The sequence below is a fragment of the Corynebacterium riegelii genome (assembly GCF_001263755.1).
Lineage (GTDB): Bacteria > Actinomycetota > Actinomycetes > Mycobacteriales > Mycobacteriaceae > Corynebacterium > Corynebacterium riegelii.
Map to the genome: position 1 here is coordinate 71,377 of NZ_CP012342.1, position 13,399 is coordinate 84,775.

Below are 13,399 nucleotides of genomic sequence, written 5' to 3' on the forward strand. Positions count from 1 at the left end.
AGACTAAGATGGTTCGTTGTGACTGAAGCGACGAACCTCCCTGCGACGAACCTTCCGAAGTCTTGGGACCCGAAGGAACAAGAAGAGCGACTCTACGAAGGCTGGGTTGAGGCGGGGTATTTCACCGCCGACCCGGCTTCGGAGAAACCGGCGTATTCCATTGTGCTGCCGCCGCCGAATGTGACTGGTCAGCTGCACATGGGGCATGCGCTTGACCACACCTTGATGGATTCCCTGGTGCGCCGTAAGCGCATGCAGGGCTATGAGGTGTTGTGGTTGCCGGGCATGGACCACGCCGGTATTGCCACCCAGACCAAGGTTGAAGCGAAGCTGAAGGCTGAGGAGGGCAAAGACCGTTACGACTATGGTCGTGACGAGTTTGTTGACCGTGTCTGGGAGTGGAAGCACGAGTTCGGCGGCACGATTACCACGCAGATGCGGGCGATCGGCGACTCAGTTGATTGGTCGCGTGAGCGCTTCACGCTTGATAGCGGATTGTCGCGCGCCGTCCAAACCATCTTCAAGCAGCTGTATGACGCTGGCATGATTTACCAGGATTATCGCCTGGTGAACTGGTCCCCGGTGTTAGAGACTGCGGTGTCTGACATTGAGGTGGTGTACAAGGACGTTGAGGGTGAGTTTGTCTCCATCCGCTACGGCTCGCTCAATGATGATGAGCCGCACCTGGTGGTTGCAACCACTCGTGTGGAGACGATGCTGGGTGACGTTGCTATTGCGGTTCACCCGGAGGATGAGCGCTACGCGCACCTAGTTGGCCAGGAGTTTGACCACCCGTTCCGCGATGACCTGAAGCTGAAGGTGATCGCTGATGATTACGTGGACCGTGAGCTGGGTACCGGCGCGGTGAAGATTACGCCTGCGCATGACCCGAATGACTATGAGATGGGTCTGCGCCACGATCTGGACATGCCGATCATCATGGATGAGAAGGGCCGCATTGCCAACACTGGCACCAAGTTTGATGGCATGAGCCGCGAAGAGGCCCGCGTGGCTGTGCGTGAGGCGTTGGCGGAGCAGGGGCGCATTGTGAAGGAAGTGCGCCCGTACGTGCACTCTGTTGGTCACTCGGAGCGCTCCGGTGAGCCGATTGAGCCGCGCCTGAGCTTGCAGTGGTTTGTCAAGGTGTCTGAGCTGGCACGCATGTCCGCTGAGGCTGTGCGTGAGGGCGATACTGAGATCCACCCAACATCCATGGAGAAGCGTTACTTCGACTGGGTGGACAACATGCATGACTGGACCATTTCGCGCCAGCTGTGGTGGGGCCACCGCATCCCGATTTGGTACGGCCCGGAGGATGCTGAGGGCAACCGTGACGTGGTGTGTGTTGGCCCGGATGAGGAGCCGCCGGCAGGCTACGAGCAGGACCCGGACGTGTTGGACACGTGGTTTTCTTCTGCACTGTGGCCGTTTTCCACGATGGGTTGGCCGGACAAGACCCCAGAGTTGGAGAAGTTCTACCCAACCACCGTGCTGGTTACGGCGTACGACATTTTGTTCTTCTGGGTTGCGCGCATGATGATGTTTGGCACTTTTGCCGCAACACAAACCCCGGATGTGCTGGGCCAGGGCAAGGATGGCCGCCCGCAGATCCCGTTCGAGCACCTGTACCTGCATGGCCTGGTGCGCGATGAGAAGGGCCGCAAGATGTCGAAGTCTCTGGGCAACGGCATCAACCCGATGGACTGGGTGGAGCAATACGGCGCGGATGCGCTGCGTTTCGCGCTGGCTCGTGGTGCGAACCCGGGTGTGGATTTGCCGATTGGTGAGGACAACGCCACCTCCGCACGCAACTTCACCACCAAGCTGTTCAACGCCGCGAAGTTCGCGCTGATGAACGGCGCCCGGGTGGATGAACTGCCGGCGCGTGAGGAGCTGACGGACGCTGACCGTTGGATCTTGGACCGCTGCGAAGAGGTCCGCGCCAAGGTGGACGCCTACCTGGATGATTACCAGTTTGCTAAGGCCAATGAGGAGCTCTATCACTTCGCGTGGGATGAACTCTGTGACTGGTACCTGGAGATTGCCAAGACGCAGATTCCGCGGGAGCGAGACATCGCCCAGGGTGAAAACACCCAGGTTGTGCTCGGTCGCGTCCTGGACGTGGTGCTGCGCCTGCTGCACCCGACCATGCCGTTTATCACTGAGGTGCTGTGGAAGGAACTCACCGGCGGCGAGACGGTCACGCTTACGCCGTGGCCGAGCGCGCAGGACACCAACGGTGGCGCCGAGACTGATCTCAACGCGCGCCGTCGTATTGAAGACTCCATCAAGTTGATCACGGAGCTGCGCCGCTTCCGCGCCGACCAGGGGGTCAAGCCCAGCCAGAAGGTGCCGGCGAAGCTGGACTTTGCCGCAGCTGACCTGGTGGCACAGGAGGACATGGTGCGCCAGATTGCCAGGGTGGAGGAGCCGGGTGATGGTTTCGTGGCGTCGGCAAGCATCGAAATGCGCCTGAGCCAGACCACCCTGGATGTGGCCCTGGATACCTCGGGCACGGTGGATGTGGCCGCTGAGCGCAAGCGCCTGGAGAAGGAACTGGCTGCGGCGCAGAAGGAGCTGGACACCACGGCGGCGAAGCTGGGCAATGAGCAGTTCCTGGCTAACGCGCCGGAGCCGGTGGTGGAGAAGATCCGCCAGCGCCAGCGTGTGGCGCAGGAGGAGTTCGCGCGCGTGAGCGCACGTCTTGAGGGGCTCAATGGCTAAGGGGACGCCTAACGGGTTCGGCAGCTTCGAGGTGTCGGAGGACGAGCACGGCCGCTCGATCGACCTGGGCCAGTGGGCTGGAGCCACGCTTGGTAGCGGTGACGCGAACGGCACCGACGCCGAGACCGCCGAGGACGCGCCCATCGAGCGCCCGGTCACGGACGAGGACCTCGCCGCGCTTGCGCAGGTGGAAGAGGAGCTGAACGCGCGCTGGCCGGAGACGGACATTGATCCTTCGCTGGAGCGCATTGAGCTGCTGATGGATCTGCTGGGCCAGCCGCAGAAGTCCTGCAAGGTCATTCACGTGGCGGGGACGAACGGTAAGACGTCCACAGTCAGAATGATTGAGTCGCTGCTAGCGGCGTTTGGCAATCGCGTTGGGCGCACCACCAGCCCGCATCTGCAGCTGATCACGGAGCGCGTAGGTATTGATGGAGCGCCGATCCACCCGGCCGATTTCGTGCGGATTTACCGCGAGATCGAGCCGTACATCCAGATGGTGGATGAGCGCTCGGGTATCCCGATGAGCTACTTCGAGGTCACCGTGGCCATTGCGTTTGCCGCGTTCGCCGATGCCCCGGTGGACGTTGCCGTGGTGGAGGTTGGCATGGGCGGGCGTTGGGACGCCACCAATGTCGTCGACGCCGACGTGGACGTGATCATGCCCGTGGGCCTTGACCACATGGATTATCTGGGGGACACGGTCGCGGAGATCGCCGGTGAGAAGGCCGGCATTATCCGCTCCGCGGACGCAGTGGCGATCATTGCCAACCAGGAGCCGGATGCAATGAATGTGATCCTGCAGCGTTCCGTGGAGGTTGGCGCGACGGTTGCGCGTTTGGGTAGTGAGTTTGATGTGGTGTCGGCAGACGTGGCGCTCGGCGGCCAGATGCTCACGCTGCGCGGGTTGTCTGGCGAGATAGACAACGTGTTCGTGCCGCTGGCTGGTGAGCACCAGGCGAAAAACGCCGCCGTGGCGCTGGCCGCGGTGGAGGCGTTTTTCGGTGCCTCGGCTGAGCGCCCTTTAAACCCGGATACGGTGCGCACCGGCTTTGCTAACGCTGCGTCGCCGGGTCGCCTTGAGCGCGTCCACACCGCTCCGACCACGTTTGTAGACGCCACGCATAACCCGCACGGCGCCCGCGCCCTAGCCGCAGCGCTGAGCCGTGACTTCAACTTCACCCGCCTGATCGGCGTGCTAGGCATTTTGGGTGACAAGGACGCCCGCGGCATTATGGAGGCGCTTGAGCCCGTGTTGACGGAGGTGGTGGTGACGCAGAATACGTCGCCACGCGCGGCCGACGCCTACGACCTGGCTGAAACCGCCCGCGAAATCTTTGGCGATGAGCGCGTCCACGTCGAGCCGAACCTCGCCGGCGCCTACGACCTAGCCGTGGAACTAGCGGAGGAAGAACTCGACGAAGCCGGCGTACAGGCGGGCAACGGTGTGATCATCACCGGCTCTGTTGTCACCGCTGGTGAGGCTCGCGCATTGTTTGGAAAGGACCCTAAGTGAGCTCGAAGCATTCACGCGAAATCCCCGTCGGCCCCCTCGGCCCCGGCCACGCGCCGGTAAAAGACCCGATGGCGGGCCTGCGCCCGGTGATGTCCGGCACCCTGGTGATGGAGGCCATCACGGTCTTTCTGATCCTGCTGGTGGTGCTGAAAGTGGACGGCGGCGCGCTGTGGACCACGTTTAACTGGGTCTACATCACGGTGCTGGGTGCCGCACACCTGATCATGGCGTTTGCGCAGCGCGCGCCGGGGGCCCTGTGGATCAACCTGGCGCTGCAGATCCCGCTGATCTTCGGTTTCTTCGTGCACTGGTCGGTCACGGCCGTGGGCATCATCTTTGGCATTGTGTGGTTCTACATTGTGAAGCTGCGCTCAGAGATGGAGCGTCGCATGCGCGGCGGCTACCTGGTCACGCAGCACTTGGGCACCTCAGAGGGGTAGGTTGCGTCGCAGGATTTTGCCTGCGGCGTTGCGCGGTATTTCATCGATCACGGTGATGCCGCGCAGTTTTTTATATGGGGCAACGCGCTCAGCCATCCAGGCGATCAGAGCCTTTTTGCTTTGCGACGCCCCACGCCACACCACAAACCCCCACGGTACCTCCTCACCGTCATCGGTTTTCCTGCCTGCCACCGCGGCGTCCGCCACCTGCGGGTGGGTGAGCAGGACGGCTTCAAGTTCCGCGGGGGAGATTTGGTAGCCGTGGTATTTGAAGATGTCTTTGACGCGGTCGATGATGTCCACGGTGCCGTTGTCACGCAGCCGCGCCAGGTCACCGGTGTGCAGCCAGTCGCCCGGCCCAAGTGGGGGTTGGTCGCGGTAGCCGCGCATGAGCTGCGGGCCGCGGATGAGCAGCTGGCCGGTTTTGGCGTCTTCACCAGTGTCTAGGTCCACGATCCGAAACTGCGTGTTGGGCACGGCAAAGCCGATGGAGCCCGGGGTTGATTTCCCGGCGATGCCCACGTGTGTGACCGGTGCCGATTCCGTAGTGCCGTAGCCCTGCAGGATCGTGGTGTCCAGTTTGCGCTCCACGCTTCGGGCGAGTTCCTCATCCAGTGAGGCAGCGCCGCACACCATGAAGCGGCTGGCGGCAAACGCGGCTGCGTCGAATTCCTGCTTGGCCAGAAGGCGGGCGATCGGCGGCGCGATAAACGTCAGCTCAATGCCGTGTTTCGCGTGGGTGCTCACCATCTCCTCGAAGGAGAAGCGCCTGGTGGTGTGGATATGGTGCCTTGCGCGTAACGACGCCAACAGCAACGTATTCAACCCATAAATATGCGTAAACGGCAGCGGCGCAAAGGTTCGCGTCTGCGCTTCGATGCCGCTTGCGCGAAGGGCAGTTCCGAACTGCGCGGCGTTCGCCGTGATTGCGGCGTGGGTCAGCTCCACCGCCTTGGGAAGTCCCGTAGTACCGGAGGAAAACGGCACGGCGGCAATGGACTGCGGGTCAATCAGCGGCGGGGTGTATTCGCCGGCGGTGGGTGACTGGATCCCGTGTTGGATTTCATTCAGGGTGAGTTCGCCGGTGGTGTGGGAGAGGCGTTTGAGGGTTGACGCTTCGTCGTCAAGCAATAAGGCCCCGATCAGCGTGACGGTGGAGCCGGCGCGCAGGATGGCCAGCAGGCCGACGGCGAAGTCGATGGAGTTCGGCTGGCGCAGCGCGATGACTTCCCCGGGCGCGATAGTGGCGGCGAGTGCCTCAACGCGGGCGGCGAGCTCGCCGTAAGTAACGGTGCGGCCGGTGTCTACCTCGGTGATCGCGGGCAGGTCCGCGTCATTGCGGAGGTCTCCCAGCACGGAGGTGAACACGTCCGTGTTGGGCAAGGTGATATCCGGCAGCGGGCTACGGTACTGCATGCGCACAGGCTACCTGCGGTATAAACGGGGCTCATGCGCAACCTTGCATTTATCCTCGCCGGCGTCCTGTCTCTGCTTGCCGTGTTCAGCGGGCCACTCGGCTGGCCGCGGTGGGCAGCACTTGCCGCTTTGGGAGTCGCCTTTGTGCTCCTTGCGTGGGGGTTTGCGGACAAAGCCCGCAACATGCAGGCAAAACCCAAAGTTTTGGACCCTGAACAGCGCGCCACCATCGCCCGCATGAAGGCCGAAGGCAACACACCGATGGCCATCTCACAGGTGCAGCTCTGGTTCCGCAACACCACACCCGAGGAGGCAGCGCGCATAGTTAGCCAGGTGTAGGTAGGATTTAGCGTTATGACTGAACGTACTCTGATTCTGATCAAGCCGGACGGCGTGGCAAACGGCCACGTCGGCGAAATCATTGCCCGCATCGAGCGCAAGGGCCTCAAGCTGGTCGAGATGGATCTGCGCACCGCAGACCGCGAGACCGCAGAGAAGCACTACGCCGAGCACAAGGACAAGCCGTTCTTCGGCGAGCTGGTTGACTTCATCACCTCCGCACCGCTGGTTGCCGGCATTGTTGAGGGCGAGTCCGCAATCGCAGCATGGCGCCAGCTGGCCGGCGGCACCCACCCGGTTGAGAAGGCCACCCCGGGCACCATCCGCGGTGACTTCGCACTGACCGTTGGTGAGAACGTGGTGCACGGCTCTGACTCCCCGGAGTCCGCTGAGCGCGAGATCGCCATCTGGTTCCCGAACAAGTAAACGCTTGTTTTCCGCCCCGCCGTTGTGCGGGGCGTTTTTGTTTTTCTTGGGGGTTGTTTTTGGGCGGTTTTGGGCGGTTGTGCTCGGCCGCCGGCCTCAATCGCCTCTCCGGTCTCGGCTCAATCGGCCTCTTCGACTACCGCCACGGAAACAAATATGCAGGGGAAGATATGCAGGTCTGCAGGTCACGGGCCATTTTCATTAACGGGCCCCTTATTGAAAAAACGCTCTGACCATTGCTCCTGCATATCTTCCCCTGCATATTCGTTGAAAACGGCTTCGCTCTTTCAAGCGTGGGCAGCGTGAGGAACGTCTGGATTGCCCGCGGTGTGCAACAATGGGGCCAGACTTTTTACAACCGTACGGTTCCCGTTTGGTGGCAGCACTGTGCGGCGGCGGCGAGAAACATCGCCAGCGCCCGGTGTTGAACGCTTCACGGGCCAACAATAAAAGAGGAGCTTATCGTGGCACGTAGCGACGAATCCGCTGAGCAGAACGAACGCCCAGCAACCAAGCAGGCAGCGAAGAAGACTGCAAAGAAGAGTGCTAAACGCACGGCAAAGAAAACTACTGCTAAGAAGAGCACGCGTAAGCGTGCGACAAAGCCGGAAGTCAAGGCGGCGCCGCAGAACAAGTTTGAGGCGTTTGATCGTTCCCAGCTTGGTGAGAAGACGCGTGTGTTCAACCTGGCCAAGGCGCTGGATGAGCCGTCAAAGGACTTGGTTGTTGCGCTTTCTGAGCTGGGTTTGGTGAAGGTTGCGCAGTCCACGTTGACGCGCGCGGAGGCAGAGCAGCTGCTGACCGCGTTGTCTGCAAAGGCGAACAACGTTGAGCAGTCCGGGCAGTCTGGCGCTGAAGAAAGCGCTGCCGCTGAGGAGGCGGATGAGAAGATCCGCCAGCGTGTGCGCAAGGACGTTGCCAACGAGATCAACCAAATTGAGCGCAAGGTGGAGGCTGAGCTCGCCGAGAGCGCTGAACTCGCTGAGAGTGCTGAGAACGTCGAACCAGCTGAAAACGCCAATGACGCTGAAACCGTTGAGGACTCTGAAGACACAGAAGAATCGGAAGATCTGCTCACGGACGTTGAGCCGGAGATCACCCCGGCGCCGGTAGAGGAAGCGGCTGCGTATGCGCCGGTGTTTAAGGCGCCGGCGCGATCGACGCGTCGTCGCGCAAGCCGCCCGAGCCAGAAGCCGGACCAGGACCAAGACCAGGACCAGGACCAAGACCAGGATCAGGCAAACACTCAGGACACCGCTGAAAACCAGCAGGAATCCAAGCAGGAATCCAAGCGGGAGGGCCAGTCGAGGCGTCGTCGTTCGCGCAGGACTAGCTCTGCACAGGGCCAGCAGGGCCAGCAGAGCCAGCAGAACCACCACGACAAGCAGGACGAACACGACACCCACGACAACCACGATGATGACGTCGAGGTGATCGAGGAGCCGAAGGCGATTAAGGGTTCGGCGCGTTTGGAGGCGCAGCGTCGTCGTCGTAGTGAGAAGCGCGAGGAGGGGCGCAAGCGTTCCAAGATTGTGTCGCAGGCGGAGTTCTTGGCGCGTCGTGAGTCGGTGAAGCGCACGATGGTGGTGCGTGAGCGTGAGCGTCATGACGGTGCGGGCAAGATCACACAGGTCGGCGTGCTTGAAGACGGCCTGTTGGTCGAGCACTTCGTCACCTCGGACGCCCAGGCGTCCATGATCGGCAACATCTACCTGGGTCGTGTGCAGAACGTGCTGCCCAGCATGGAGGCCGCGTTCATTGATATCGGCCAGGGCCGCAACGGTGTGCTCTACGCCGGTGAGGTGGATTGGAAGGCGGCGGGTTTGGGTGGACGCTCGCGTCGTATAGAACATGCCCTGAAGTCCGGTGACCAGGTGCTGGTGCAGGTGACCAAGGACCCGATCGGGCACAAGGGCGCGCGGCTGACTACGCAGATTTCCCTGGCTGGCCGCTACCTGGTGTACGTGCCGGGTGGCCGCAGCGCGGGTATTTCGAGGAAGTTGCCGGCGCCGGAGCGTAAGCGTCTCAAAGAAATTTTGAACAACGTGGTCCCGGGCAAGGGCGGCGCGATCATCCGTACTGCTGCGGAGAACGTGTCGGAGGAGGCCATTGCTGCGGACGTGAACCGTCTGCACACGCAGTGGGAGGCCATCCAGAACCGCGCGGAGAAGGAGAAGAACTCCAAGGGTGCCACCCCGGTCACGTTGTATGAAGAGCCGAACCTGCTGGTCAAGGTTGTGCGTGACCTGTTCAATGAGGACTTCACCGAGCTGGTTGTAGACGGCCGCAAGCCGTGGAACACCGTGCATGCGTATGTGGAGTCGGTGGCGCCGGATCTGTTGGACCGTCTGGTGAAGTTTGACCGCAACAAGCACGACGGCCAGGACGCGTTCGAGGTTTACCGCGTTGATGAACAGATTGAGAAGGCACTGTCGCGCACGGTGTGGCTGCCGTCGGGTGGTTCCTTGATCATTGATCGCACTGAGGCGATGACGGTCATTGACGTCAATACGGGCAAGTTCACCGGCTCTGGCGGTTCGTTGGAGGAGACGGTGACCTCGAATAACCTTGAGGCCGCCGAGGAGATCGTGCGTCAGATTCGCCTGCGTGACATTGGCGGGATCATCATCATTGACTTCATTGACATGATCTTGCCGGAGAACCAGGATTTGGTGCTGCGTCGTTTGAAGGAGGCGCTGGGGCGTGATCGGACGCGTCATCAGGTTTCGGAGGTGACGTCGCTAGGCCTGGTGCAGATGACGCGTAAGCGTTTGGGCACTGGTCTGCTGGAGACGTTCGCGCAGCCGTGTGAGGCGTGTGGCGGCCGCGGGATTATCGTGGGCGATGATCCGGTTGATGGCCACGAGCATCACGAGCGCCACGAACACCGTGACAGCCGTAGGGATCGCAGGGGTCGCCGTCGTCCGAAGGGGGAGCACCCGGTAGCGAAGGCGATGCGTGAAGAAGCCGCGTCGAAGGAAATCGACCCGGCTGTTGAGGCGGAGTTGGATGAGATCGCAGGCTCGATCATCGTCGGAGCGGACACGGACACTGCGGACACTGATCAGCCGCAGGAGAAGCGTCCGCGCCGCCGCGGTCGTCGCGGTGGTTCCCGTGGGCGAGGCAAGGAGCTTCAGCTTGACGACGCCAACGTGAACCCCCCAACCGACTCCGCCACGGACACCGCTACTGGCACCGCCACGGACACAGACGCCCCAACGCAGACGTATGAGGAGGCGGTTGAGGAGTTTGAGTCCTCACCGCGCCGTAAGCGCCGCACGCGTGGGAACTCGCGCTCGGACCACCGTCCGAAGCGTGAGGACTTCGTCCCGGAAGTAGACGCGGACGTGGAAGCAGAGTCCGAGTCGCAGGCGGCGCCGAAGGATTCGCCGCGCGAAGGCGGACGCAGCGACAGCCGCCGCGCTCGCAGCTCGTCTGCTGCGAAGCCGCGTACGCGTGAGCGTCGCAGGGCAACGCGTCGCACCTCAACGTCTGCGACCCGTTCCCAGTCGGGTGCAGGATCTGCCCAGAGCAAGGGTGGCCAGTCTTCGCAGAAGCGCGCTGCTCAAGCGAAGCGCGAGGCGGCACATGTTGAGGTCTCGCAGCGCCGTGGACGTCGTAGGGCGACACGCCGTACGTCTCGCAGATAGCGGCAGGAAAGGCCGGGGTTTGGTAAATCGCGGCCTTCCGGTGTAGTCTTTGACAGTCGCTGTTTTGGGGTGCTCGCACCTCGTTGCCCAAGCATGCGGGCACGGCGGGCCACTGCCACCTAAGAAGGCGGGCCCCGAAACGCTAAATGTTGTTCCATTTCCGTCACCGAGGCATGCCGGGGGCGGGCGAGTAAGAGAGAAGGGGTAACCCTCTATGTACGCGATCGTCAAGACCGGCGGCAAGCAGTACAAGGTTGCCGAGGGCGACCTGGTCAAGGTCGAGAAGCTTGAGGGTGAAGCAGGCGACAAGGTCGAACTCACCCCGATCCTTCTCGTAAATGGCGCAGACGTCACCACCGGCGACAAGCTTGCTTCCAGCAAGGTTGAGGCTGAAATTGTGGAGCAGACCAAGGGCAAGAAGGTCGACATCCTCAAGTACAAGAACAAGACCGGCTACAAGGTCCGTCAGGGCCACCGCCAGCCTTTGACCGTGGTCAAGGTCACCGGCATTAAGTAAGCAAACTTTTCAACGTCAAGGAGATTTGAATAATGGCAACCAAAAAGGGTGCATCCAGCTCCTCGAACGGCCGTGACTCTGAGTCGAAGCGCCTCGGTGTGAAGCGTTTCGGCGGCCAGCAGGTCAAGGCCGGCGAGATCCTCGTTCGCCAGCGTGGCACCAAGTTCCACCCGGGTGACAACGTTGGCCGTGGTGGCGACGACACCTTGTTCGCACTGGCAGCTGGTGCTGTGCAGTTCGGCATCAAGAAGCGTCGTCGTGTTGTGAACATCGTTCCGGCTGACGGCCAGGGCGTCTCCACAGAGGTGCTCGAGGCTGCTGAGGCTGCAGGCGTAGTTGAAGAGACCGCCTAAGCTATAGAAGCGTTTCACTGCCCCAACCCATGCACGGGTTGGGGCAGTTTTGTTTGCCGCCTAACGCCTAAACGCTCTAAACCCCGTGTACAACACCCCGAGTAGACCAAGTTTTGGTGGCGTACTCGGGGTGTTGTACACGGAGTGTAGAAACAGGCCTATTGTGTGAGACTTATGAGCGACAATTCACCGCGCGTTGTAGACCCGTCCGTTGACCTGCAGATGGCGCTTGCCGCCCTTGGCCCGGGGGAGGGGCTCTGGTTGAGCCCGGGGGACTACTTCCTGCGTCGCTCCTTGACGCTGAGCGGGCAATACTTGCAGGGGCCGGGGGCCGACAAGGCACGTATTAACGGGCCGATCACCCTGCGGGATGGGGCGTTGCTGAAAGACGTCACCCTGGCCGGCCCACAAGATACCTACGTGGTGAGCGTGGTTGAGGGCACAGCAGTGATGCAGGACTGTGCGGTTGAGTTCCCTGACGGGCATGAGCGTGCGGCGGTGTCGGTTGAGGATGCGAAGCTGCAGATGGTGTCGTGCACGATTGCGGACAATGACAGTGCCGCGACGGTTGTCTGTGATCGGGGCACGGTTGAACTTGTTGCTTGCAGCGTGGGCTATGTAGGTGGGTTTGAGGGCGCCCAGGTGCTTGTTGCGGGCTCCCGCATTGGCGGGGTGAAGCTTGCAGATAACGCGCACATGCGTCTGGATGCGAGCAGTCTTTTGGCGCCACCTGTGGAGGATCTGGCGCTGCATTTGCAGGCGGGCAGTTCCTTGGTCGCGCCTGTCTTGCGGGTGGATGCGCAAGCGCCGACATTTAAGATTTCCGCAAGTACCCTCCTTGCGCCAACCATTGATTCCGTCAATGGTGAGCAGATCACCCTTGAGGTTGATGCGCAGTCTGAGGTGGACGCGGACCGGTCGGTGTGCGTATTCACTGAGTTGGACCAGGACAGGGAACGCGGCGAGATCCTGTGGCGGGCTCAGGACGGTGACAACTTTGACGAGGTGATTGCGCCCCGGCTCTTTGACGGAGCTGTGATCCGACTCGAAGCCGGCCGCTACACACTGTCGCATGCTCCTCTGGCAACGAACGTGGCCTTCTCCGGACCGGACCAGGATAAAGGGGAGTGCTTGCTGTGGCTTCACGGCGTCAAGGTGGAAAACGGGCAGCGCCTCATGTTCAGTGACCTGACGTTGTTGCAGGATGATGATGCGATGCTTCTTGGAATCGGCGGCGGGGCGGAGGTGCGTCTGCAGGATGTGGTGGTCGTGCCTGCGCATCGTTTGTCTGAGTACGTACCGATTGCGGTTGTTGGCGCAACGCTTGAGTTGGATCATTGCGTGGTGGAGGCAACGCCTGCACGCGCCGAGTTGAATATGCGCCTGTCAAGTGGTGCACGGCTTCGCTCCCGGAACAGTTTCTTGGGCTGGGTGCGTATGGACGATGCTGAGGCCACGTTCGACCAGGACCGTGTCTATTACCTTGCGTTGAACAACTCCAACGCCTCCGGCACCCTGGTTGGGATTGAGAACGCGGCGAGCTTCCGCACGATCGTTGCCGAGAACTCGAAGTGCGAGCTGACAGAGCTGGTTACACACGGCGCTGCGATGGAGTGCTTTGTTGAGGATTCGGTGCTCAGCGTAAAAACCTCGCGCACAAGTGAGGGGGAGCGTGTGCGCGTGGTAACGAAGGGTAACGCCACGGTGCATTTCCCAGGCGCTGAACTGCCGGGGATGAAGAGGGAGGGGGATGCGGTGGGCGTCGATAAGCAAGATGTCCCATCGGCTGACATGGTGGTGATGAGCCTGGCGGCGAGGGGCTACCTCTTTGATGAGGAGGCCCTGCGTGCCGCGGTGGCTGCAAGCGGCTCGGATGCGGCGAAGATTGAGCGGATGCTTGTAGACGCGATTGCGATGCGCCTTTTCCGCACCCACGGCGGCAACCTGTCGCAGGCGACGGCAGAGGAGCGCATGACAATTACCGCCGAAGACCTGAAAACCTTGAACAAGTAGGCTTG

The 13,399-nt window shown here is 61.7% G+C and carries 10 protein-coding genes; 9 read left to right on the forward strand and 1 reads right to left on the reverse strand.

All coding sequences use genetic code 11. The features are described from left to right. Positions 1–18: 18 nt before the first annotated feature. Genes AK829_RS00405 through AK829_RS00415 form a run of 3 tightly spaced genes read left to right on the forward strand, consistent with a single transcriptional unit; the run spans position 19 to position 4,680 of the window. Positions 19–2,724: a valine--tRNA ligase gene (locus AK829_RS00405; protein WP_052203282.1), complete on the forward strand. Its 2,706-nt coding sequence runs from the start codon at positions 19–21 to the stop codon at positions 2,722–2,724. Further along, on the forward strand, positions 2,717–4,240 hold the full coding sequence (gene folC / locus AK829_RS00410; RefSeq protein ID WP_052203283.1) for a bifunctional tetrahydrofolate synthase/dihydrofolate synthase: 1,524 nt from the start codon (positions 2,717–2,719) through the stop codon (positions 4,238–4,240). The genes AK829_RS00405 and folC overlap by 8 nt, the downstream gene beginning before the upstream one ends. Continuing rightward, positions 4,237–4,680 carry a DUF4233 domain-containing protein gene (locus tag AK829_RS00415; RefSeq protein ID WP_052203285.1) on the forward strand — a complete coding sequence of 148 codons (444 nt, stop codon included), beginning with the start codon at positions 4,237–4,239 and terminating at the stop codon, positions 4,678–4,680. The genes folC and AK829_RS00415 overlap by 4 nt, the downstream gene beginning before the upstream one ends. Here AK829_RS00415 and AK829_RS00420 read toward each other — a convergent pair. Next, positions 4,669–6,096: an AMP-binding protein gene (locus tag AK829_RS00420; RefSeq protein ID WP_052206278.1), complete on the reverse strand. Its 1,428-nt coding sequence runs from the start codon at positions 6,094–6,096 to the stop codon at positions 4,669–4,671. The two genes, AK829_RS00415 and AK829_RS00420, sit on opposite strands and share 12 nt — an antisense overlap. Positions 6,097–6,129: 33 nt before the next feature. On the opposite strand from AK829_RS00420, the gene AK829_RS00425 reads away from it, so the two are divergent. The 6 genes from AK829_RS00425 to AK829_RS00450 all read left to right on the forward strand — a co-directional run bounded on the left by AK829_RS00425 (position 6,130) and on the right by AK829_RS00450 (position 13,394). Continuing rightward, on the forward strand, positions 6,130–6,435 hold the full coding sequence (locus AK829_RS00425) for a hypothetical protein (RefSeq protein ID WP_052203287.1): 306 nt from the start codon (positions 6,130–6,132) through the stop codon (positions 6,433–6,435). Between the two features lie 15 nt (positions 6,436–6,450). After that, complete coding sequence (ndk, locus tag AK829_RS00430; RefSeq protein ID WP_052203289.1) at positions 6,451–6,861, forward strand: nucleoside-diphosphate kinase; 411 nt, start codon at positions 6,451–6,453, stop codon at positions 6,859–6,861. Positions 6,862–7,325: 464 nt separating this feature from the next. Then, entirely contained in the window at positions 7,326–10,511 is a 3,186-nt protein-coding gene (locus tag AK829_RS00435; protein ID WP_052203291.1) for a translation initiation factor IF-2 N-terminal domain-containing protein, read from the forward strand. Positions 10,512–10,725: 214 nt separating this feature from the next. Next, on the forward strand, positions 10,726–11,028 hold the full coding sequence (gene rplU, locus AK829_RS00440; protein WP_052203292.1) for a 50S ribosomal protein L21: 303 nt from the start codon (positions 10,726–10,728) through the stop codon (positions 11,026–11,028). A 32-nt stretch (positions 11,029–11,060) separates the two neighbouring features. After that, positions 11,061–11,381, forward strand: coding sequence for a 50S ribosomal protein L27 (gene rpmA / locus AK829_RS00445; RefSeq protein ID WP_052203294.1), 321 nt, complete (start codon positions 11,061–11,063; stop codon positions 11,379–11,381). Positions 11,382–11,555: 174 nt separating this feature from the next. Continuing rightward, positions 11,556–13,394 (forward strand): hypothetical protein, encoded by a 1,839-nt coding sequence (locus AK829_RS00450; protein ID WP_052203296.1) that lies wholly within the window; start codon positions 11,556–11,558, stop codon positions 13,392–13,394. The last annotated feature ends 5 nt before the right edge of the window (positions 13,395–13,399 follow it).

Excerpts from the sequence above, each read along its gene's own strand:
- folC (WP_052203283.1), top strand. The coding sequence starts at position 2,717 with ATGGCTAAGGGGACGCCTAACGGGTTCGGCAGCTTCGAGGTGTCGGAG.
- AK829_RS00420 (WP_052206278.1), bottom strand. The coding sequence starts at position 6,096 with ATGCAGTACCGTAGCCCGCTGCCGGATATCACCTTGCCCAACACGGAC.
- AK829_RS00425 (WP_052203287.1), top strand. The coding sequence starts at position 6,130 with ATGCGCAACCTTGCATTTATCCTCGCCGGCGTCCTGTCTCTGCTTGCC.
- ndk (WP_052203289.1), top strand. The coding sequence starts at position 6,451 with ATGACTGAACGTACTCTGATTCTGATCAAGCCGGACGGCGTGGCAAAC.
- rplU (WP_052203292.1), top strand. The coding sequence starts at position 10,726 with ATGTACGCGATCGTCAAGACCGGCGGCAAGCAGTACAAGGTTGCCGAG.
- rpmA (WP_052203294.1), top strand. The coding sequence starts at position 11,061 with ATGGCAACCAAAAAGGGTGCATCCAGCTCCTCGAACGGCCGTGACTCT.
- AK829_RS00450 (WP_052203296.1), top strand. The coding sequence starts at position 11,556 with ATGAGCGACAATTCACCGCGCGTTGTAGACCCGTCCGTTGACCTGCAG.